The sequence below is a fragment of the Arthrobacter sp. Leaf234 genome (genome assembly GCF_001422665.1).
Taxonomy (GTDB): Bacteria; Actinomycetota; Actinomycetes; order Actinomycetales; family Micrococcaceae; genus Arthrobacter_D.
The window spans coordinates 1-21,468 of sequence record NZ_LMLU01000001.1 but is presented as its reverse complement, the minus strand read 5'-3'; the positions used below and the strand labels follow the sequence as shown (position 1 = coordinate 21,468).

Here is a 21,468-nt window from a genome sequence, read left to right as displayed (position 1 = left end):
TGGACCGGTGAGCCTGCGATTCCATGACACCGCCCGCGCCGAGGTGCGTCCCTTCGAACCCCTCGAACCGGGCAGGGCGAGCCTCTACTACTGCGGCGCCACCGTGCAGGGCATGCCCCACGTGGGCCACGTGCGGTCCGCGATCGCCTTCGACCAGCTCACCCGGTGGCTCGAGGCCCGCGGCCTGCGCGTCACCGTGGTCCGGAACGTGACGGACATCGACGACAAGATCCTCGCCAAGTCCCGGGACTCCTTCCGCGGGGGCGCTGCCGATGCCGATCCGGCCGTCGTCCAGGACGAGCCGTGGTGGGCCCTGGCCTACCGTTTCGAGCAGGAGTTCCAGCGTGCCTACGCCGCACTCGGTGTCCGGCCGCCGACCTACGAGCCGCGCGCCACGGGCCACATCCCCGAGATGCATGCGCTGATCCAGCTCCTGATCGACCGCGGCCATGCCTACCCGGCGCCGGACGGATCGGGGGACGTCTACTTCGACGTCCGCTCCTGGCCGGCCTACGGCAGCCTCACGCGCCAGGACATCGACGAGATGCAGGCCGCGCCCGACGCCGATCCGCGCGGCAAGCGGGATCCTCGCGACTTCGCGCTGTGGAAGGGCGCCAAGGAGTCGGACCCGGTGACGGCGTCCTGGGCCAGTCCGTGGGGGGTGGGGCGGCCCGGCTGGCACCTCGAGTGCTCGAGCATGGTCACGAAGTACCTCGGCACGGAGTTCGACATCCACGGTGGCGGATTGGATCTCCGCTTCCCCCACCACGAGAACGAGATGGCCCAGTCGCAGGCCGCGGGGCACGCCTTCGCCCGGTTCTGGATGCACAACGGGATGGTCACCTTCGAGGGGGAGAAGATGTCCAAGTCCCTCGGCAACACCGTGAGTCCGCAGGAGATGATCGACGCAGCTGGCCCCCGCGTGGTGCGCTACTACCTCGGGCAGGCGCACTACCGCTCCGTGCTGGACTACCGCGAGACGTCGCTGCAGGAGGCTGCCGCGGCGGTCGCCAGGATCGACGGATTCATCGGCAAGGCCTCTGCCCGGGTCGGCGCGCCCGTTGTGCAGCAGGTCCGGGCGGCGGACCTGCCCGCGGCCTTCGCCGACGCCATGGATGACGACCTCAACGTGCCGCAGGCCCTCGCCGTCCTCCACACGACCGTGCGCGGCGGTAACACCGCGCTCGCCTCGGGTGATGACGCCGCGGTGGGGGCGGCCCTCTCCGCCGTTGTCGCCATGACCGGGGTGCTCGGGCTCGACGACGCCGGGGACGCCCGTGCGGGCGGGGCGGACGCCGCGCTCACGAAGGCCCTCGATGCGCTCGTCGGGGACCGCATCGCCGAACGCCTCGACGCCCGGTCGGCGCGGGACTGGGCGCGCGCGGACGCCATCCGCGAGGCGCTCTCGGGCGCCGGGATCGTCCTGGAGGACACGGCGGACGGGGCGCGCTGGTCCCTGGCGGAGGACCGGCCGGAGGACTGACCGGAGGACGTCGGCGGAGCCGGGGCCGCCGTCCCGGGGCGCCTCGCGCCGGAGTCGTGACCACCGCCCGGCCGCGCGCAGAGGGAAGGCGCCGCCGCCCGGTAAACTGGAGGCGATTCTTCCTCTATTTAAAGGTGTTGTTCCATGGTCAGTCACGGACGTCCAGGCGCGGTGCGCAAGTCGAAAAAGGGCCCTTCCGTCGGCACCGGCGGACACGGGCGCAAGTCCCTCGAGGGCAAGGGCCCCACGCCGAAGGCGGAGGACCGCCCGTACCACAAGGCGTACAAGAGCAAGGAGCTCGCCGAGCGGTCCGCCGCCAAGCGCGCGGGCGGCAAGGGCGCCGGGACCGGGCGGACCAAGGGCAAGGCGGCCGAAGAAGCCGTCACCGGCCGCAACTCGGTGGTCGAGGCGCTGCGTGCCGGCATCCCCGCGAAGGCCCTCCACGTCGCCATCCGGATCGAGATGGACGACCGCGTCCGGGACTCGCTGAAGATGGCCGCCGAGCGGGGCATCCCCGTGATGGAGACCGGCAAGCCGGAGCTCGACCGCATGACCGACGGCGCGGTGCACCAGGGCCTCATGCTGCAGATCCCGCCCTACGAGTACGCCGACGCCCTCGACCTGGTGGACGAGACCATCGAGAAGTACCGCCGCGGACACATCGGCAACGCGCCGCTGTTCGTGGCCCTCGACGGCATCACCGATCCCCGCAACCTCGGCGCGATCATCCGTTCCGCCTCCGCCTTCAGCAGCCACGGGGTCATCGTCCCCGAACGCCGCTCGGTCGGCGTGACCGCATCGGCGTGGAAGACGAGTGCGGGGGCCGCGGTACGGGTGCCGGTCGCGCGCGTCGGCAACCTGAACGCCGCCCTGAAGAGCATGAAGGGCAAGGGCATCTTCGTCCTGGGTCTCGACGGCGACGGCGACGTGTCCCTGCCCCAGCTGTCCCTCGGCCGCGACCCGATCTGCATCGTCGTCGGATCAGAGGGCAAGGGCCTCTCGCGCCTCGTGCGCGAGAACTGCGACCAGATCGTCTCCATCCCCATCGATTCCGCCATGGAGTCGCTCAACGCGTCGATGGCGGTGGGCATCACGCTGTACGAGGTGTCACGCCAGCGTTCGTCCTGATCGCCCGACGATGACCCAGCCGGCACGGCAGCTTCCGCGCGCCTCCCGCGAGTTCCCCCTCGGGCTCCACGCCATCAGGCGGGGGGAGCAGCGTGATGCCCACGCCAACGCGGCCGTCTGGGCCCCCGGCATCCCGTCCATGGACGTGCACTGGCGCCGTGGCGACGGGTCGTGGACGTCCGAGACGCTGGTGGGGCTCGACGGCGGCGTGCACCACGGCGTGGTGGGGCCGGTGGATCCGGGTGCCCTGTACGCGTTCTGGCCCACGGGCGAGGACCTGCCCGGCGCCATCGGCGAGGCGCAGCTGCTCCTCGATCCCTACGGGCGGGCCATCGAGACGATCGACACCGTCGGGGCGCCCGGCACCGACGCGGCCGGGGAAGCCGACTCGCGTGCCTACTACTCGGTGTTCCTCGAGCACGCGTTCGACTGGGGTACGAGCGAGCGCCCGAACACGGCCTGGCGGGACACCGTCGTCTACGAGGCGCACGTCAAGGGCCTCACGAAGCTGCACCCCGACGTCCCCGAGGAACTCCGCGGCACCTACGCCGGGCTGGCCCATCCGGCGATGGTCACCTACCTGCGCGAGCTCGGGGTCACCGCCGTCGAACTCCTGCCGGTGCACTTCCACATCGACGAGCCGCACCTCGAGCCGCTCGGCCTCAGCAACTACTGGGGCTACAACACCCTGGGTTTCTTCGCCGCGCACACCGACTACGCGACGGCGGCGGCCCGGACCGCCGGCCCCGCTGCCGTGCTCGACGAGTTCAAGGGCATGGTGAAGGCGCTCCACGAGGGCGGCCTCGAGGTCATCCTCGACGTCGTCTACAACCACACCGCGGAGGGTGAGCAGCATCGGCCCGCCCTGTGCTGGCGCGGTCTCGGGGACCGCGACTACTACCGGCACGACGACGCCGGACGCTACCTGGACACCACCGGCTGCGGGAACACCCTCGACTTCTCCCAGCCGCGCGTCGTCGAGTTCGCCCTCGACTCGCTGCGGTACTGGGCGGAGGAGTGCCGCATCGACGGCTTCCGGTTCGACCTCGCGGTCACCCTCGCACGGGACGAGCGCAACGCCTTCACCCCGCGGCATCCCTTCCTCGTCGCCGCCGGGGCGTCGACGGTGCTGCGCGGGACGAAACTGATCACCGAACCCTGGGACATCGGTCCCGACGGGTGGCAGACCGGGCGCTTCCCGGTCGGCTGGGCGGACTGGAACGACGGCTTCCGCGACACGGTCCGCGACTTCTGGTTGCGGGACATCGCATCCCTGACGGGTGGCGGGGCGGCCTCCTCACCCGGACGGCTCGCAGGGTGCCTCGCCGGATCGGCCGACACCTTCGGTGCGTCCGGCCGGAGTCCCCTCGCCTCCGTGAACTTCGTGACCGCGCACGACGGCTTCACACTCGCCGACCTGACGGCCTACGAGCGCAAGCACAACGAGGCCAACGGCGAGGGCAACCGGGACGGCCACAACGACAACCGCAGCTACAACCACGGTGCGGAGGGGCGCACGGAGGACGAGGGCATCCTCGCAGCCCGTGAGCGCAGCGCCCGCAACATCATGGCGTCGCTGCTCATCTCCCTCGGGGTGCCGATGCTCACCGCCGGCGACGAGTTCGGACGGACACAGGGCGGCAACAACAATGCCTACTGCCAGGACACGGAGCTCGCGTGGGTGCACTGGCCCGATGACGCCGCCTCCCGCCGCATGCTGGACGCCACCCGGACCCTGCTCGCCATCCGGCGGGACTTCCTGGCCTGCCAGCCCCCGACGTTCCCGTCCCGGGGCGACCAGTCGACGCTGCTGTGGTTCAACGCCGCCGGACTGCCGATGACGCCGCACGAGTGGAACGACCCCTCCACCCGGACCGTGCAGCTCCTCCTCGGATCGACGGGCGGCACGATCAACGGCCTGGTGGTCATCAACGGGTCGCTCGAGCCGGCGCGCATCCACCTGCCGTCGGCCTGGATCCTGCAGGGCCAGGGTGTGGAGGGGGAGCAGCCGCGCTGGTTCAGCCGTACCTTCGACTCCGCCGGTGGCGATGACCCGCGGGTGCACGGTGCCGGGGCCGATGGTGGCGGTGGCGGTGGCGACGGCCGGCTCCGCTCGGGCGAGGCCGATGTCGTCGCTGCCGATTCGGTCCGCATCTACCGCTGCTGACCGGCCCGGACGCGTCGGTACGCGACGGGACACCTGACGACGCTGCCGGAAGCGACGAAGCCCGGGACCAGAGGTCCCGGGCTTCGTCGTTCCTGGCCGCCGGCCGGACGCCGGTCAGGCGTTGACGACGAGCCCCAGTTCCGCCTTCGTGGCCAGGGTCGTGTGCTTGGGCAGCACCCGCACGGTGTAGCCGAAGGACCCGGAGTGGTCGATCCGGATCCCACCCGTGAACAGGTAGCGTCCGCTGCCGAGGTTCTCGGCGACGTCGAGGTCCTCGACCGTGACGTCGCTCAGCTCGTCGCTGTCCAGTGCGCGGCCGTAGGCCACCTCCACCGCGACGTCGTCGGGGTCGAGACCACCGAGCGAGACGTACGCGTTGACGGTGAGTGAATCACCGATCTGCGGGTCCTCGGACACGCCCGTCGAATCGACGTGCTCCACCTGCACAGCGGGCCAGCTGCCCTGGACGCGTGAACGCCAGGCGGCGGTCCGCTTGGCGAGCGAGAACTGGTCGGCGGCGGCTTCCTGGCCCGCCCGCCAGGCCGGCCGGTACAGCTTCTCCACGTAGTCCTGCAGCATGCGTTCCGCGGACACGGCCGGCCCGAGAGTGGCCATGGTGTGCTTGATCATGGCGATCCACGCGTGCGGCACGCCGTCGCGGGAGGGCTCGGACGGGCCTGCCGCTCCTGCTCCCTCGGCCGGCACGAGCGAGTAGAAGCGCGGTCCCACCTGGGTCTCGAGGAGGTCGTACAGGGCGGCGGCCTCGATGTCGTCGCGCTCGTCGGCGGAGGCGCCGTTGTTGGCGGTCGGGATGGCCCAGCCGTTGTCGCCGTCGTACATCTCGTCCCACCAGCCGTCGAGGACGGACAGGTTCAGCCCACCGTTGATGGCGGCCTTCATGCCGGAGGTGCCGCATGCCTCGAGCGGACGCAGCGGGTTGTTCAGCCAGACGTCGCAGCCGGGGAAGAGGGTCCGGGCCATCGCGATGTCGTAGTTGGGCAGGAAGACGATGCGGTGGCGCACCTCGGGATCGTCGGTGAACCGGACGAGGTCCTGGATCATGCGCTTGCCCTGCTCGTCGGCGGGATGCGACTTGCCGGCGATCACGAGCTGGATGGGGTGCTCGGGGTGCAGGAGCAGGGCCTTCAGTCGGGCCGGGTTCCGCAGCATGAGCGTGAGGCGCTTGTAGGTCGGCACGCGCCGGGCGAAGCCGATGGTCAGCACGTCGGGGTCCAGGACGGAGTCGGTCCAGGTGAGCTCCGCATCGGCGGCCCCGCGCTTCTTCCAGGAGGACCGCAGGCGCTGGCGGACGTCGTCCACCAGGTTGGAGCGCAAACTGCGGCGCAACGCCCAGATGTCGGTGTCCGGGACGTCGTACACCTTGTTCCACTGCGGATCGAGGATCGACTCGGCACCGAAGGTGGAGCGGGCGAAGTCGGCGATCTCGGGGTCGACCCAGCTCGGCACGTGCACGCCGTTGGTGACGGAGGAGATGGGCACCTCGCGGGTGTCGAAGCCCGGCCACAGGCCCGAGAACATGCCGCGCGAGACCTCCCCGTGCAGCTTCGCCACACCGTTGGCCCGCTGGGCCAGGCGCAGCCCCATGACGGCCATGTTGAACTTGGCGGGATCGCCGTCGGCGTAGTTCTCCGCACCGAGCGCGAGCACCCGGTCCGTCGGGACGGCAGGAGCCAGGCCGGCGTGGAAGAAGTGCTCGATCTGCGAGCGGTCGAAGCGGTCGATCCCGGCGGGGACCGGGGTGTGCGTCGTGAACACGGTCGAGGCACGGCCCGCGGTGAGGGCCTCCTCCCAGCTCATCGGGGACTCGTTGGCCGGGTCCATCAGTTCGCGGATGCGCTCGATGCCGAGGAAGCCGGCATGGCCCTCGTTGGTGTGGAAGACCTCGGGAGCGGGCATGCCGGTCAGGCGCTGGAAGATGCGCAGGGCCTTCACCCCGCCCATGCCGAGCAGCAACTCCTGCTGCAGGCGCTGGTCCCCGCCGCCGCCGTAGAGGCGGTCGGTGACGTTCCGGGCGGCCTCGTCGTTCCCGGCGACGTTCGAGTCGAGCAGGAGGAGGGGGACGCGGCCGACGTCGGCGCGCCAGATGTGCGCGGAGAGCTGGCGTCCGTTGGGCAGGGGCAGGACGACGGTCGCCGCGGAACCGTCCTCCTCTCGGAGCAGGGTCAGCGGGAGCCCGTCCGGGTCGAGCACGGGGTAGGTCTCCTGCTGCCATGCGTCACGCGAGAGCGACTGCTTGAAGTAGCCGGCCTGGTAGAGCAGCCCCACCCCGACCAGGGGGACGCCGAGATCGGACGCGGACTTCAGATGGTCACCGGCGAGGATGCCGAGGCCGCCGGAGTACTGGGGGAGGACAGCACTGATCCCGTACTCCGGTGAGAAGTAGGCGATGCTGCGGGGCGCGTCGTCGCCGAGGGACTGGTACCAGCGCGGCTCGGTCAGGTAGTTCTCGAGAGCGGCGCCGACCGCTTGGATCCGCTGCACCAGGGCGTCGTCGCCGGCGAGCTGCTCGAGCTTCTCGCGGGTGACCGAACCGAGGAAGGAAACGGGATCGTGGCCGCTCTCCGCCCAGGCTGCAGGGTCGATCTCCTCGAAGAGCCGCGAGGTCGGCAGGTGCCACGACCACCGCAGATTTCCGGCGAGTTTGCCGAGCGGCGCGATCTTCTCGGGGAGGACGGTACGGACGGTAAATCTGCGGATTGCCTTCACCCCGGTTACGCTAGCGCACTTGCCAAGCGGTGGGGAGGGTTGGGCGTAAACGCTTGCGTCATACTCGATGGCGCGCGTGTTACGCCAAGCTCCCTTAGCAATTCGGGCCATTACTCGCTAACGTCGTACCCGTGACGACCACTAGCGAGCAGAACCGAAATGCCCAGTATCCGGAGGGACTGCGGTTTGGCCGCATCCCCATCACGGCGGTCAGCCCGGTCGTCGAGGACGGCCGTTTCCCGGCGAAGGCCATCCCCGGGTCGGACGTCTCCGTGGGTGCCACGGTCTTCAGGGAGGGACACGACCAGCTGGGCGTGTCCGCCGTCCTCCACGACCCCCGTGGCAAGGAGGTGCAGCGCGTCCGCATGACGCCCGTCGGGGCGGGGCTCGACCGCTGGGCCGGAACCCTGACCCCGCGCACCAAGGGGCTGCACACCTTCACGATCGAGGGCTGGTCCGACCTCTTCGGTACCTGGGAGCACGACGCGACGATCAAGATCGCGGCCGGTGTCGACGTCGAACTCATGCTGGCGGAGGGTGCTGCCCTCTTCACCCGCGCGGCGGCCGAGCGCCCGGCGAAGGATGCCGCACTGTTCCGTCGGACCGCCGACGCACTGTCCGACACCACGCAGGGAGTCGAGGCGCGCCTGGCCGCCGGACTCTCGCCACAGATCCACGAGGCGATCGCCCGCCAGCCCATCCGCGACCTGGTGACCGCCTCCACCCCCTACCCCCTGAACGTGGAGCGGGAACTCGCCGGCCGCGCCGCCTGGTACGAGTTCTTCCCCCGGTCGGAGGGCGCCACCTACGACCCCGAGACCGCCGAGTGGACGTCCGGGACGTTCCGCGACGCGACCAGGCGCCTCGACGCCGTGGCCGCGATGAACTTCGACGTCGTCTACCTGCCCCCGATCCACCCGATCGGCCGCGCACACCGCAAGGGGCCGAACAACACCCTCACCGCCGGTCCCGCCGATCCCGGTTCGCCCTGGGCCATCGGGTCCCCCGAGGGCGGCCACGACGCCATCCACCCGGACCTCGGCACCTTCGAGGACTTCGACGCCTTCGTGGCACGCGCCAGGGAACTGGACCTCGAGATCGCCCTCGACCTGGCACTGCAGGCCTCACCCGACCACCCCTGGGTGCAGAGCCACCCCGAGTGGTTCACCACCCGGGTGGACGGGTCCATCGCCTACGCCGAGAACCCGCCGAAGAAGTACCAGGACATCTATCCCATCAACTTCGACAACGACCCGAAGGGCCTGTCGAAGGAGGTGCTGCGGATCGTGCTCATGTGGATCGAGCACGGCGTGAAGATCTTCCGGGTGGACAACCCCCACACCAAGCCGGTCCAGTTCTGGGAGTGGCTGATCGCGAAGGTGAACAGGAAGCACCCGGACGTCATCTTCCTCGCCGAGGCCTTCACACGCCCCGCGATGATGCATGCCCTGGGACGGGCAGGCTTCCAGCAGTCCTACTCCTACTTCACCTGGCGCAACACCAAGGAGGAGCTCGAGGAGTACTTCACCGAGATCAGCCACGTCTCGCCCGCCTACTTCCGGCCCAACTTCTTCGTCAACACCCCGGACATCCTCACGGAGTACCTCCAGTACGGCGGACCGGCCGGATTCAAGATCCGCGCCGTGCTCGCATCGATGGCCAGCCCCCTCTGGGGGGTGTACTCGGGGTACGAGCTGTTCGAGCACGTGGCCCGCCCGGGCGCCGAGGAGTACATCGACAACGAGAAGTTCCAGTTCCGCCCCCGTGACTACGCTGCCGCCGAGGCGGAGGGTCGCTCGCTCGCACCGTTCATCACGCGCCTGAACGCCATCCGGCGCTCGCACCCCGCGCTCGGTGACCTCGAGAACCTCAGCATCCACCGCAGCACAGACCCGGCCACCCTCGTGTTCGTCAAGCACAAGCGCACGGCGGAGGGCAAGGACACGATCGTCGTCGTCGTGAACGTGGACCCCCACAGCACGCGGGAGAGTACCGTGTCGCTCGATCTCGCGAAGCTCGAGCTCGACGCCGCGGACCTCGACGAGAACGGCACGTTCCTGGTGGACGACCTCATCACGGGACAGACCTTCGCCTGGGGCGAGCACAACTACGTCCGCCTCGATGCACACGTGGAGCCCGCACACATTCTCTCGATCAGGAGGCAGCGCTAGTGCCCAACCCCTTCCAGCTCAACGCACCGGGACTGGCCCACGACCCCCACTGGTACCGCAAGGCGGTCTTCTACGAGGTCCTGGTCCGCGGGTTCGCCGACGCGAACGGGGACGGCTCCGGTGACCTCTCCGGCCTGATCGAGAAGCTGGACTACCTCCAGTGGCTCGGCGTCGACTGCCTCTGGCTGCCCCCGTTCTTCAAGTCCCCGCTGCGGGACGGCGGGTACGACATCTCGGACTACTACGACGTCCTCGACGAGTTCGGCTCGCTCAGCGACTTCAAGCGACTCGTCGCAGAGGCGCACGCGCGCGGCGTCCGCGTCATCATCGACCTGCCCGTCAACCACACCTCGGACCAGCACCACTGGTTCCAGGAATCGCGCAGCGACCCCGAGGGCCCGTACGGCGACTTCTACGTCTGGAGCGACACGGACGAGAAGTACGAGGACGCCCGCATCATCTTCGTGGACACCGAGGAGTCGAACTGGACGTTCGACCCCGTGCGCCGCCAGTTCTTCTGGCACCGCTTCTTCAGCCACCAGCCGGACCTCAACTTCGAGAACCCCAAGGTGCAGGAAGCCATCTTCGACGTCGTCAAGTTCTGGCTGGACCAGGGCATCGACGGCTTCCGTGCGGATGCCATCCCCTACCTCTTCGAGGAGGAGGGCACCAACTGCGAGAACCTCCCGAAGACGCACGAGTTCCTGAAGCGCCTCCGCGCCATGGTCGACGAGAACTACCCCGGCCGGGTCATCATCGCGGAGGCGAACCAGATGCCGGACGAGGTCGTGGAGTACTTCGGTGACGAGGACGGCCCCGAGTGCCACATGTCCTTCCACTTCCCGATCATGCCGAGGCTCTTCTACGCCCTGCGCGACCAGAAGGCAGCGCCCATCATCGAGACGATGCGGGACACCCCGGACATCCCGGCGGGTGCCCAGTGGGGTACCTTCCTCAGGAACCACGACGAGCTGACGCTCGAGATGGTGACCAACGAGGAGCGCGAGGCGATGCTCGGCTGGTACGCGCCGGACCCCCGCATGCGGGCGAACGTGGGCATCCGTCGTCGGCTGTCCCCGCTGCTGGACAACTCGCGGGCGGAGGTCGAGCTCATCCACTCGCTGCTCCTCTCGCTGCCGGGAAGTCCGTTCCTGTACTACGGGGACGAGATCGGCATGGGGGACAACATCTGGCTCGAGGACCGGGACGCCTCCCGCACACCGATGCAGTGGAACCCGGACCGCAACGCCGGTTTCTCCCCGGTGGACCCCGGAAAGCTCTACCTTCCCGTGGTGCAGTCCCTCGTCTACCACTACAACCACGTGAACGTCGAAGCGCAGATGGCCACATCCAGTTCGCTGCTCCATTGGGTCCGGCAGATGCTCGCCGTCAGGAAGGCCCACCCCGCCTTCGGCCTCGGCGGGTACCGCAACGTGCCCGTTGAGTCGGAGAACGTGCTCGCCTTCCTCCGCGAGGTCGAGGAGCCGAACGCGGAGGGCGAGCCCGCAGAAGCCGTGCTCTGCATCTTCAACCTGTCGCAGCACCCGGTCGCTGCCCGGATGCGCCTGCCCGAGTTCGCCGGCCGCGGCCTGCGCGATCTCTTCGGCGGAGCGATCTTCCCGGCCTTCGCCGAGGACGGGGAGATCACCCTGACGCTCGGCAGCCACGACTTCTTCTGGCTGCGTGTCCGGTCGGCACACTCCAACACCTCCTCGCCGCACACGCAGGCGATGCCTGTCATCCCCCTCCCGGAGGCCATCCGCTCATGACGACGCACACCCCCTTCATCCCGGAGATCCTGACCGAGTGGCTCCCGTCCCAGCGGTGGTTCCCCGCGAAGGGGCGGTCCGTCGAGGTGACCGTCGTCGGCGGTACCGTGCTGGAGGACCCGTCCGGCGACGCCGGGTTCGAGGTGCACTTCCTCGCGGTCGAGTCCGGCCCCCGCACCGACGTCGTCAGCGTGCCGATCAGTTACCGCGCCACGCCGCTGGACGATGCCGCCGCCGGGCTCATCGGCCAGGTGGAGCACCCCGCCCTCGGGACCCGCTGGGTCTACGACGCCACCCACGACGCGGACTTCGTCCGGCTCTGGGTCGACTTCATCCTGGCCTCGCGCTCGACGCCCGACGGGCGCCTCGACGGCGTCGTCGTCAAGGCGCCCGAGCACCAGGAACCCGGGGTCGCCCAGCCGGTGAAGGTGCTCCAGGGTGAGCAGTCCAACACGTCGGTGGTCTACGGCTCCGGCGCCGGCTCCATGATCGTCAAGTTCTTCCGGGTCCTGGCCGCCGGCGAGAGCCCGGATGTGCAGATCAGCGCACAGCTCACCGCCGGCGGATCCACGGACACCCCGGACACCTTCGGGTGGGTCACGGGGACGTGGCAGGAGGCGCACGGCGAGCCCGGCCGCCACGTCACGGGTCACGTCAGCGTCCTGCGGGACTTCGTGGAGGGCAGCACCGACGCCTGGCGGACCGCCTCGCTCGCGGCGACCGAGGCCGCCGACTTCTCGGCGGAGGCGCGCGGCCTGGGCCAGGCCGTCGCCCGCATCCACCGCCAGCTCGACGGCGCCTTCGGCAGCCGCACCGCCACCCCCACCGAGGAGCAGGAGTTCAAGGACGCCCTCGTGCAGCGGATCCGCTGGGCCTGGGACGAGGCGGGCGACGCCGTCGGACCGCTGGCTGCCGAGGTCGACGCCGTCATCCGGGACGTCCGGAACCTCTCGGACATCCCGCCCCTCCAGCGCATCCACGCCGACCTCCACCTCGGCCAGGTGCTCCAGGCTCCGGACGGCACGTGGCTCGTGATCGACTTCGAGGGTGAGCCCCTGCGGCCGACCGCCGAGCGGAGCGTCCCCGACGTGCCGATCCGCGACGTCGTCGGCATGGTGCGCTCACTCGAGTACGCGGCCGCCTCCCGCGGGGCGGCCCCCGTCGGGTCCCCCGAAGCGCTCGAGACCGAGCAGTGGTCCGACGCCGCACGGCACGCCTTCCTCGAGGGGTATGCGCTGGAGAGCGGTGCGCCCGTCGAGACCGACGGCCCCCTGTTCCGAGCACTCTGGCTCGACAAGGCCCTCTACGAAGTGGTCTACGAAATCCGCAACAGGCCGGACTGGGTCGAGATGCCCGTCCGCGACGTCCGACGCGCCCTGGCTGCACAGCCCGGCGCGGACGCTACGAAAGCAGCTGACATGAAATCCTCGAAGAAGACAGGCCCCGAGAAGGGCGCCGGTGGCAAGAACCTGGCCGCGAAGGCCGCCAAGGCCGCGGAGGCCGTCGCCGGCACCGCGAAGGCCGTCGCGGACAAGGCCAAGGATGCGACGGCGGGTATCGCCGAGAAGGCGAAGGAGTCCGGCAACACGCCATCCACGCCATCCTCGCCTGCCGCCGGCGCTCCACCGGCGGTCGTCGAGCCCGTGGGTGTCGATACCGCCACCCTCCAGCAGGTGTCGGAGGGTGTCCACCACCAGCCTCACGCCGTCCTCGGCGCGCACCTCAGCGAGGACGGCGTCGTCACCATCCGGACACTGCGGCGTCTCGCCCGTTCCGTCGTCGTCGTCACCGGCACGGGACGCACGGAATTGACCCATGAGCACAACGGCATCTGGGTCGGCGCCCTGCCCGCGGAGAACCCGGGCCACGTGCCGGACTACCGGCTCGAGGTCACCTACGAGGGCGAGCCGGTCACGGTCGACGACCCCTACCGTTTCCTGCCCACCCTGGGCGAGATCGACATGCACCTCATCGGCGAAGGCCGCCACGAGACGCTGTGGACCGCGCTCGGCGCCCATGTCCGCCACTACTCGTCGGTGCTGGGCGACATCGAGGGCGTGTCGTTCGCCGTCTGGGCGCCGAATGCCCGATCGGTGCAGGTGATGGGTGATTTCAACGGTTGGGACGGCAGCGTCAACGCCATGCGCGCCCTCGGGAGTTCGGGGATCTGGGAGATCTTCATCCCCGGGGCCGGTGCGGGTACCTGCTACAAGTTCCACATCCTCGGCAGCGACGGGCAGTGGCGCGAGAAGGCGGACCCCATGGCGCGCGGCACCGAGATCCCGCCGCTCACCGGGTCCAAGGTGGTCGAGTCGACCTACAGCTTCGGCGACGACGAGTGGATGACGGCCCGTGCGGCGAACGATCCCCACAACGGCCCGATGAGCGTCTACGAGGTGCACCTCGGGTCCTGGCGCCAGGGCCTGAGCTACCGCGAGCTCGCGAAGCAGCTGGTGGAGTACGTGACCTGGCAGGGCTTCACGCACGTGGAGCTCATGCCGGTGGCGGAGCACCCCTTCGGCGGTTCCTGGGGCTACCAGGTCACCTCCTACTTCGCCCCGACCTCGCGCTTCGGCTCGCCCGACGACTTCAAGTACCTGATCGATGCGCTGCACCAGGCCGGTATCGGCGTCATCATGGACTGGGTCCCGGCGCACTTCCCGAAGGATGCGTGGGCGCTTGCGAAGTTCGACGGCGGCACCCTCTACGAGCACGGCGATCCGTTCCTCGGAGAGCACCAGGACTGGGGGACCCTGATCTTCGACTTCGGTCGTCGCGAGGTCCGCAATTTCCTCGTCGCCAACGCCCTCTACTGGCTCGAGGAGTTCCACATCGACGGTCTGCGCGTGGACGCGGTCGCCTCCATGCTCTACCTGGACTACTCCCGCGAGGAAGGGCAGTGGCGTCCGAACAAGTTCGGGGGCCGCGAGAACCTCGAGGCCATCTCCTTCCTGCAGGAGGTCAACGCCACGGCCTACAAGCGGGCCCCCGGCATCGTCATGGTCGCCGAGGAGTCGACGGCGTTCGACGGGGTCACCCGTCCCACCAGCAGCGGCGGACTCGGCTTCGGGATCAAGTGGAACATGGGCTGGATGCACGACACCCTCCAGTACATCTCCGAGGACCCGATCAATCGGGTGCACCACCATGGCAAGGCCACGTTCTCGATGGTCTACGCCTACACCGAGAACTTCATGCTGCCCATCAGTCACGACGAGGTGGTGCACGGAAAGGGCTCGCTCCTGCGCAAGATGCCGGGCGACCGCTGGCAGCAGCTCGCCAATGTTCGCGCCTACCTCGCCTTCCAGTGGGCGCACCCCGGCAAGCAGCTGATCTTCATGGGCTCCGAGTTCGCCCAGGAAGCCGAATGGGCCGAGCACCACAGCCTCGACTGGTGGCTGACGGAGACGCCGTCCCACAAGGGTGTCCAGGAACTCGTGCGATCGCTCAACACGGTCTACAAGGACACCCCGGCACTGTACGCACGCGACAACGAGCCGGCCGGTTTCCAGTGGATCGACGAGAACGACGGCGAGCACAACACCCTGTCCTTCATCCGCTGGGACCATCAGGGCAATCCGCTGGTGTGCGTCGCGAACTTCGCCGGGGGTCCGCACGAGGGGTTCCGCGTGGGGCTGCCCTGGGCGGGGGAGTGGACCGAGGTCCTCAACACCGACTGGGAGGAGTTCGGCGGATCGGGCGTCGGGAACGACGGCTCCGTCACCGCGCACGAGGGTGCCCACAACGGCCAGCCGGCGTACGGGGACGTCCGCGTGCCGCCGCTCGGAGTGCTGTACCTGAAGCCGGCTACCGCCTAGACCGAGGTTCGGCAGGGCAGCGGCGGATCATCTCGAGGGAGACGATCCGCCGCTGTTGTACTTCCGGACGATCCGGTGTTAGTGTTTATATCCGCGCTGATGACGTCATCTGGCCGGCCGACAACCACAGAACCGAGGATCTCGTTCTTTCCGCATGGAATGGACCAGGGACGCGGGGAAGACGGGAACCGGCCGATTTGGAGAAACGGAAGCGGTGTGGGTAAGCTTGAAAAGTTGCTTCGGAGCGATAATGCAGCGGTTTGGTTGTGTTTGGTGCCGGTAGCTCCTGTTGTTTGAGAACTCAATAGTGTGCCAAGTTTGTTGATACCGATTGTTTTTTGATTGGTTGAATTTGCTGGTTGTCGCGCAYTTYGTGTGTGGTGGCTGGTTTTTTTGGCTGGTTTCGAATTTTGTGCAGCGTGGTTCCTCGTTTTCCCGGGGTTCCGTGTTGTGTCTGTGAATCATTTACGGAGAGTTTGATCCTGGCTCAGGATGAACGCTGGCGGCGTGCTTAACACATGCAAGTCGAACGATGAACCTCACTTGTGGGGGGATTAGTGGCGAACGGGTGAGTAACACGTGAGTAACCTGCCCTTGACTCTGGGATAAGCCTGGGAAACCGGGTCTAATACTGGATACGACCTTCTGGCGCATGCCATGTTGGTGGAAAGCTTTTGTGGTTTTGGATGGACTCGCGGCCTATCAGCTTGTTGGTGGGGTAATGGCCTACCAAGGCGACGACGGGTAGCCGGCCTGAGAGGGTGACCGGCCACACTGGGACTGAGACACGGCCCAGACTCCTACGGGAGGCAGCAGTGGGGAATATTGCACAATGGGCGCAAGCCTGATGCAGCGACGCCGCGTGAGGGATGAAGGCCTTCGGGTTGTAAACCTCTTTCAGTAGGGAAGAAGCTGGCCTTTCGGGGTTGGTGACGGTACCTGCAGAAGAAGCGCCGGCTAACTACGTGCCAGCAGCCGCGGTAATACGTAGGGCGCAAGCGTTATCCGGAATTATTGGGCGTAAAGAGCTCGTAGGCGGTTTGTCGCGTCTGCCGTGAAAGTCCGGGGCTTAACTCCGGATCTGCGGTGGGTACGGGCAGACTAGAGTGCAGTAGGGGAGACTGGAATTCCTGGTGTAGCGGTGAAATGCGCAGATATCAGGAGGAACACCGATGGCGAAGGCAGGTCTCTGGGCTGTAACTGACGCTGAGGAGCGAAAGCATGGGGAGCGAACAGGATTAGATACCCTGGTAGTCCATGCCGTAAACGTTGGGCACTAGGTGTGGGGGACATTCCACGTTTTCCGCGCCGTAGCTAACGCATTAAGTGCCCCGCCTGGGGAGTACGGCCGCAAGGCTAAAACTCAAAGGAATTGACGGGGGCCCGCACAAGCGGCGGAGCATGCGGATTAATTCGATGCAACGCGAAGAACCTTACCAAGGCTTGACATGAACCGGAATGATGCAGAGATGTGTCAGCCACTTGTGGCCGGTTTACAGGTGGTGCATGGTTGTCGTCAGCTCGTGTCGTGAGATGTTGGGTTAAGTCCCGCAACGAGCGCAACCCTCGTTCCATGTTGCCAGCGGGTTATGCCGGGGACTCATGGGAGACTGCCGGGGTCAACTCGGAGGAAGGTGGGGACGACGTCAAATCATCATGCCCCTTATGTCTTGGGCTTCACGCATGCTACAATGGCCGGTACAAAGGGTTGCGATACTGTGAGGTGGAGCTAATCCCAAAAAGCCGGTCTCAGTTCGGATTGAGGTCTGCAACTCGACCTCATGAAGTTGGAGTCGCTAGTAATCGCAGATCAGCAACGCTGCGGTGAATACGTTCCCGGGCCTTGTACACACCGCCCGTCAAGTCACGAAAGTTGGTAACACCCGAAGCCGGTGGCCTAACCCCTTGTGGGAGGGAGCCGTCGAAGGTGGGACCGGCGATTGGGACTAAGTCGTAACAAGGTAGCCGTACCGGAAGGTGCGGCTGGATCACCTCCTTTCTAAGGAGCGCCTCGAATGTCCGTCCTCGTCCTGTGTGGTGGGGGTGGTGTTCGCAGGAGTCAGCCCATAGCGCGGGCGTTTGTTCCGCGGTGGGTGCTCATGGGTGGAATATCAACGGATAGGTGCCTGGTGGTGCCTGCTTAGCTGGTGAGTACGGATTGGTTCGTTCATGGTCTTGTTCTGGGGTTTCGGCTTCGGGGTGGGTTCGTGGGTGTTCTGGTTGTGGAAAGCTCAGGTTGGTGGGTGGTATCGGGTTGATCGTTTGGCACACTGTTGGGTCCTGAGATAACAGGGCTCTTATCTGTCGTGGTGTTGTGTTCTTTGGTGGGCGTGGCCTTGGTGGTGGTTGTCTGTATGCGCTTCGGTGTGTGTGGGTGGCTGGTTGCTGGGGGTGTGTCTGGTGGGGGGTGTGGTGCCGGCGGGTGGGGGTTTGGTTGTTTCTGGTTTTCCTGCGCATGCCGTGCTTGTCCCTTGGTTGGGGTGGGTGTGGGTGTGTTGGGGTTGTTGGTTGAGAACTGCATAGTGGACGCGAGCATCTTAAAAAGAAGCAATTTCTAAGATAAATCTGGTTTCGAGTGGATGCGTGGTCTTTCCTTTTGGGGGAGGGTGCGTGTGTGTTCGGGCCTGGTTTTCTCGATATGTTTTTGATCTTAGTGGTCAAGTTTTTAAGGGCACACGGTGGATGCCTTGGCATCAGGAGCCGAAGAAGGACGTGGGAATCTGCGATAAGCCTGGGGGAGTTGATAACCGAACTTTGATCCCAGGATGTCCGAATGGGGAAACCCCGCCCGGCGCGCGAGTGACCGGGTGACCCGTATCTGAACACATAGGGTACGTGGAGGGAACGTGGGGAAGTGAAACATCTCAGTACCCACAGGAAGAGAAAACAATAGTGATTCCGTTAGTAGTGGCGAGCGAACGCGGAACAGGCTAAACCAGTGGTGTGTGATAGCCGGCGGGCGTTGCATCACTGGGGTTGTGGGACTTTCCGTTCCAGTTCTGCCGGACTGGTGAAATGAGTGCATGCGTATAGGTGAACGGGTTTGAAAGCCCGGCCGGAGAGGGTGTTAGTCCCGTAACCGTAATGCGTGATGCCGTTTGGAGAGGATCCCAAGTAGCACGGGGCCCGAGAAATCCCGTGCGAATCTGCCAGGACCACCTGGTAAGCCTAAATACTCCCTGATGACCGATAGCGGACCAGTACCGTGAGGGAAAGGTGAAAAGTACCCCGGGAGGGGAGTGAAATAGTACCTGAAACCGTGTGCCTACAAACCGTCGGAGCAGACTTGTTTCTGTGACGGCGTGCCTTTTGAAGAATGAGCCTGCGAGTTAGTGTTACGTCGCGAGGTTAACCCGTGTGGGGAAGCCGTAGCGAAAGCGAGTCTGAATAGGGCGACCAGAGTGGCGTGATCTAGACCCGAAGCGAAGTGATCTACCCATGGCCAGGTTGAAGCGACGGTAAGACGTCGTGGAGGACCGAACCCACTTCAGTTGAAAATGGAGGGGATGAGCTGTGGGTAGGGGTGAAAGGCCAATCAAACTTCGTGATAGCTGGTTCTCCCCGAAATGCATTTAGGTGCAGCGTTGCGTGTTTCTTATCGGAGGTAGAGCTACTGGATGGCTAATGGGCCCTACAAGGTTACTGACGTCAGCCAAACTCCGAATGCCGGTAAGTGAGAGCGCAGCAGTGAGACTGTGGGGGATAAGCTTCATAGTCGAGAGGGAAACAGCCCAGACCACCAACTAAGGCCCCTAAGCGTGTGCTAAGTGGGAAAGGATGTGGAGTTGCCCAGACAACCAGGAGGTTGGCTTAGAAGCAGCCACCCTTGAAAGAGTGCGTAATAGCTCACTGGTCAAGTGATTCCGCGCCGACAATGTAGCGGGGCTCAAGTACACCGCCGAAGTTGTGGCATTCACATATATCCCAAGCCGGAGACTTGTTCTCTTGGTTCAAGGGTGTGGATGGGTAGGGGAGCGTCGTGTGGGCAGTGAAGTCGCGGTGTAAACCAGCGGTGGAGCCTACACGAGTGAGAATGCAGGCATGAGTAGCGAAAGACGGGTGAGAAACCCGTCCGCCGAATGATCAAGGGTTCCAGGGTCAAGCTAATCTGCCCTGGGTAAGTCGGGACCTAAGGCGAGGCCGACAGGCGTAGTCGATGGACAACGGGTTGATATTCCCGTACCGGCGAAGAACCGCCAATACTGATCGAGGGATACTAACCGCCAGAAGCATGACCGCCCACCCTTGTGGTGACGTGGTTTTTTGTGGATCGCGGGACCTGATCTCGGGAGGTAAGCGTATTAACAGGTGTGACGCAGGAAGGTAGCCGAGCCGGGCGATGGTAGTCCCGGTCTAAGGATGTAGGGCGAACCATAGGCAAATCCGTGGTTCTGGTTTAGATACCGTGCTTGAGATCTGATGGGACCCCCGTATGGGGGAATTCGGTGATCCTATGCTGCCTAGAAAAGCATCGGCGCGAGGTTCTAGCCGCCCGTACCCCAAACCGACACAGGTGATCAGGTAGAGAATACTAAGGCGATCGAGAGAATTATGGTTAAGGAACTCGGCAAAATGCCCCCGTAACTTCGGGAGAAGGGGGGCCCCAACTGTGATGGTGACTAGCTCACCGGAGCGGATCAGGGCCGCAGAGACCAGGGGGAAGCGACTGTTTACTAAAAACACAGGTCCGTGCGAAGTCGCAAGACGATGTATACGGACTGACTCCTGCCCGGTGCTGGAAGGTTAAGAGGACCGGTTAGTTTCACGCTTGCGTGGGACGAAGCTGGGAATTTAAGCCCCAGTAAACGGCGGTGGTAACTATAACCATCCTAAGGTAGCGAAATTCCTTGTCGGGTAAGTTCCGACCTGCACGAATGGAGTAACGACTTCCCCGCTGTCTCAACCATAAACTCGGCGAAATTGCAGTACGAGTAAAGATGCTCGTTACGCGCAGCAGGACGGAAAGACCCCGAGACCTTCACTATAGTTTGGTATTGGTGTTCGGTGTGGCTTGTGTAGGATAGGTGGGAGACTGTGAAGCGTGGACGCCAGTTCACGTGGAGTCATCGTTGAAATACCACTCTGGTCACTCTGGATATCTAACTTCGGCCCGTAATCCGGGTCAGGGACAGTGCCTGATGGGTAGTTTAACTGGGGCGGTTGCCTCCTAAAAAGTAACGGAGGCGCCCAAAGGTTCCCTCAGCCTGGTTGGCAATCAGGTGGCGAGTGTAAGTGCACAAGGGAGCTTGACTGTGAGAGAGACATCTCGAGCAGGGACGAAAGTCGGGACTAGTGATCCGGCGGCACATTGTGGAATGGCCGTCGCTCAACGGATAAAAGGTACCTCGGGGATAACAGGCTGATCTTGCCCAAGAGTCCATATCGACGGCATGGTTTGGCACCTCGATGTCGGCTCGTCGCATCCTGGGGCTGGAGTAGGTCCCAAGGGTTGGGCTGTTCGCCCATTAAAGCGGTACGCGAGCTGGGTTTAGAACGTCGTGAGACAGTTCGGTCCCTATCCGCTGCGCGCGCAGGAAATTTGAGAAGGGCTGTCCTTAGTACGAGAGGACCGGGACGGACGAACCTCTGGTGTGTCAGTTGTACTGCCAAGTGCACCGCTGATTAGCTACGTTCGGATGGGATAACCGCTGAAAGCATCTAAGCGGGAAGCCTGCTTCAAGATGAGATTTCCATACACCTAGAGTGTGAGAGGCCCCCAGCCAGACCACTGGGTTGATAGGCCGGATGTGGAAGCAGGGACTACAGACCTGTGAAGCTGACCGGTACTAATAAGCCGATAACTTACACCACACACCCACCCCCGCACCCCGTGACCAGCAATGATCACASGRTGACCAAGGGGTGAGTGAAGATCAAACATGCTACGCGTCCACTATGCGGTTCCCAACCAACAACAGGAACCACCACCACAACTCCATACAGCACAGTTGTCACAGTTGTAACCACAGACTTACCACCACCAACACCACCCGGACCACACCACCCCCACACCCCTCACGGGCACCAAGGGGGGTGACACGGACCCCGGGCAGGACACTGGWCGGACACGGTAAACAAAGTTACGGCGGTCATAGCGTGGGGGAAACGCCCGGTCCCATTCCGAACCCGGAAGCTAAGACCCACAGCGCCGATGGTACTGCACCCGAGAGAGTGTGGGAGAGTAGGACACCGCCGGACAACACTT

7 protein-coding genes and 3 rRNA genes are annotated in these 21,468 nt (G+C 65.5%); 9 read left to right on the top strand and 1 reads right to left on the bottom strand.

The genetic code is table 11. The annotated features are described in order from the left end of the window. The first annotated feature begins 7 nt into the window (after nt 1-7). The 3 genes from cysS to glgX all read left to right on the top strand — a co-directional run bounded on the left by cysS (nt 8) and on the right by glgX (nt 4,778). Entirely contained in the window at nt 8-1,483 is a 1,476-nt protein-coding gene (gene cysS, locus ASF21_RS00050; RefSeq protein WP_055765133.1) for a cysteine--tRNA ligase, read from the top strand. 144 nt (nt 1,484-1,627) lie between these two features. After that, complete coding sequence (rlmB, locus tag ASF21_RS00045) at nt 1,628-2,611, top strand: 23S rRNA (guanosine(2251)-2'-O)-methyltransferase RlmB (RefSeq protein ID WP_055765130.1); 984 nt, start codon at nt 1,628-1,630, stop codon at nt 2,609-2,611. A gap of 10 nt (nt 2,612-2,621) precedes the next feature. Beyond that, nucleotides 2,622-4,778, top strand: a complete 2,157-nt coding sequence (gene glgX, locus ASF21_RS00040) for a glycogen debranching protein GlgX (RefSeq protein WP_055765126.1) — start codon at nt 2,622-2,624, stop codon at nt 4,776-4,778. A 114-nt stretch (nt 4,779-4,892) separates the two neighbouring features. Here the strand turns inward: glgX and glgP are convergent, their stop codons facing one another. After that, the gene (gene glgP / locus ASF21_RS00035) at nt 4,893-7,505 is read right to left on the bottom strand and encodes an alpha-glucan family phosphorylase (RefSeq protein ID WP_055765125.1); all 2,613 of its coding nucleotides are present in this window, start codon (nt 7,503-7,505) and stop codon (nt 4,893-4,895) included. Between the two features lie 131 nt (nt 7,506-7,636). On the opposite strand from glgP, the gene ASF21_RS00030 reads away from it, so the two are divergent. From ASF21_RS00030 to rrf, 6 genes are all read left to right on the top strand, one after another. Then, complete coding sequence (locus ASF21_RS00030; protein ID WP_055765122.1) at nt 7,637-9,676, top strand: alpha-1,4-glucan--maltose-1-phosphate maltosyltransferase; 2,040 nt, start codon at nt 7,637-7,639, stop codon at nt 9,674-9,676. Further along, on the top strand, nt 9,676-11,445 hold the full coding sequence (treS, locus tag ASF21_RS00025) for a maltose alpha-D-glucosyltransferase (RefSeq protein WP_055765119.1): 1,770 nt from the start codon (nt 9,676-9,678) through the stop codon (nt 11,443-11,445). The genes ASF21_RS00030 and treS overlap by 1 nt, the downstream gene beginning before the upstream one ends. Then, on the top strand, nt 11,442-15,263 hold the full coding sequence (glgB, locus tag ASF21_RS00020) for a 1,4-alpha-glucan branching protein GlgB (protein ID WP_055765115.1): 3,822 nt from the start codon (nt 11,442-11,444) through the stop codon (nt 15,261-15,263). Before treS ends, glgB begins: the two co-directional genes overlap by 4 nt. A gap of 464 nt (nt 15,264-15,727) precedes the next feature. Continuing rightward, nucleotides 15,728-17,262: ribosomal RNA gene (locus ASF21_RS00015) — 16S ribosomal RNA — on the top strand. 656 nt (nt 17,263-17,918) lie between these two features. Then, nucleotides 17,919-21,074 (top strand): 23S ribosomal RNA (locus ASF21_RS00010). A 270-nt stretch (nt 21,075-21,344) separates the two neighbouring features. After that, nucleotides 21,345-21,461, top strand: a 5S ribosomal RNA gene (gene rrf, locus ASF21_RS00005). Together the 16S, 23S and 5S rRNA genes form the textbook arrangement of a ribosomal RNA operon. Nucleotides 21,462-21,468: the final 7 nt, after the last annotated feature.

Coding starts and splice junctions, on each gene's coding strand:
- glgB (WP_055765115.1), top strand. CDS start 11,442: ATGACGACGCACACCCCCTTCATCCCGGAGATCCTGACCGAGTGGCTC.
- rlmB (WP_055765130.1), top strand. CDS start 1,628: ATGGTCAGTCACGGACGTCCAGGCGCGGTGCGCAAGTCGAAAAAGGGC.
- glgX (WP_055765126.1), top strand. CDS start 2,622: ATGACCCAGCCGGCACGGCAGCTTCCGCGCGCCTCCCGCGAGTTCCCC.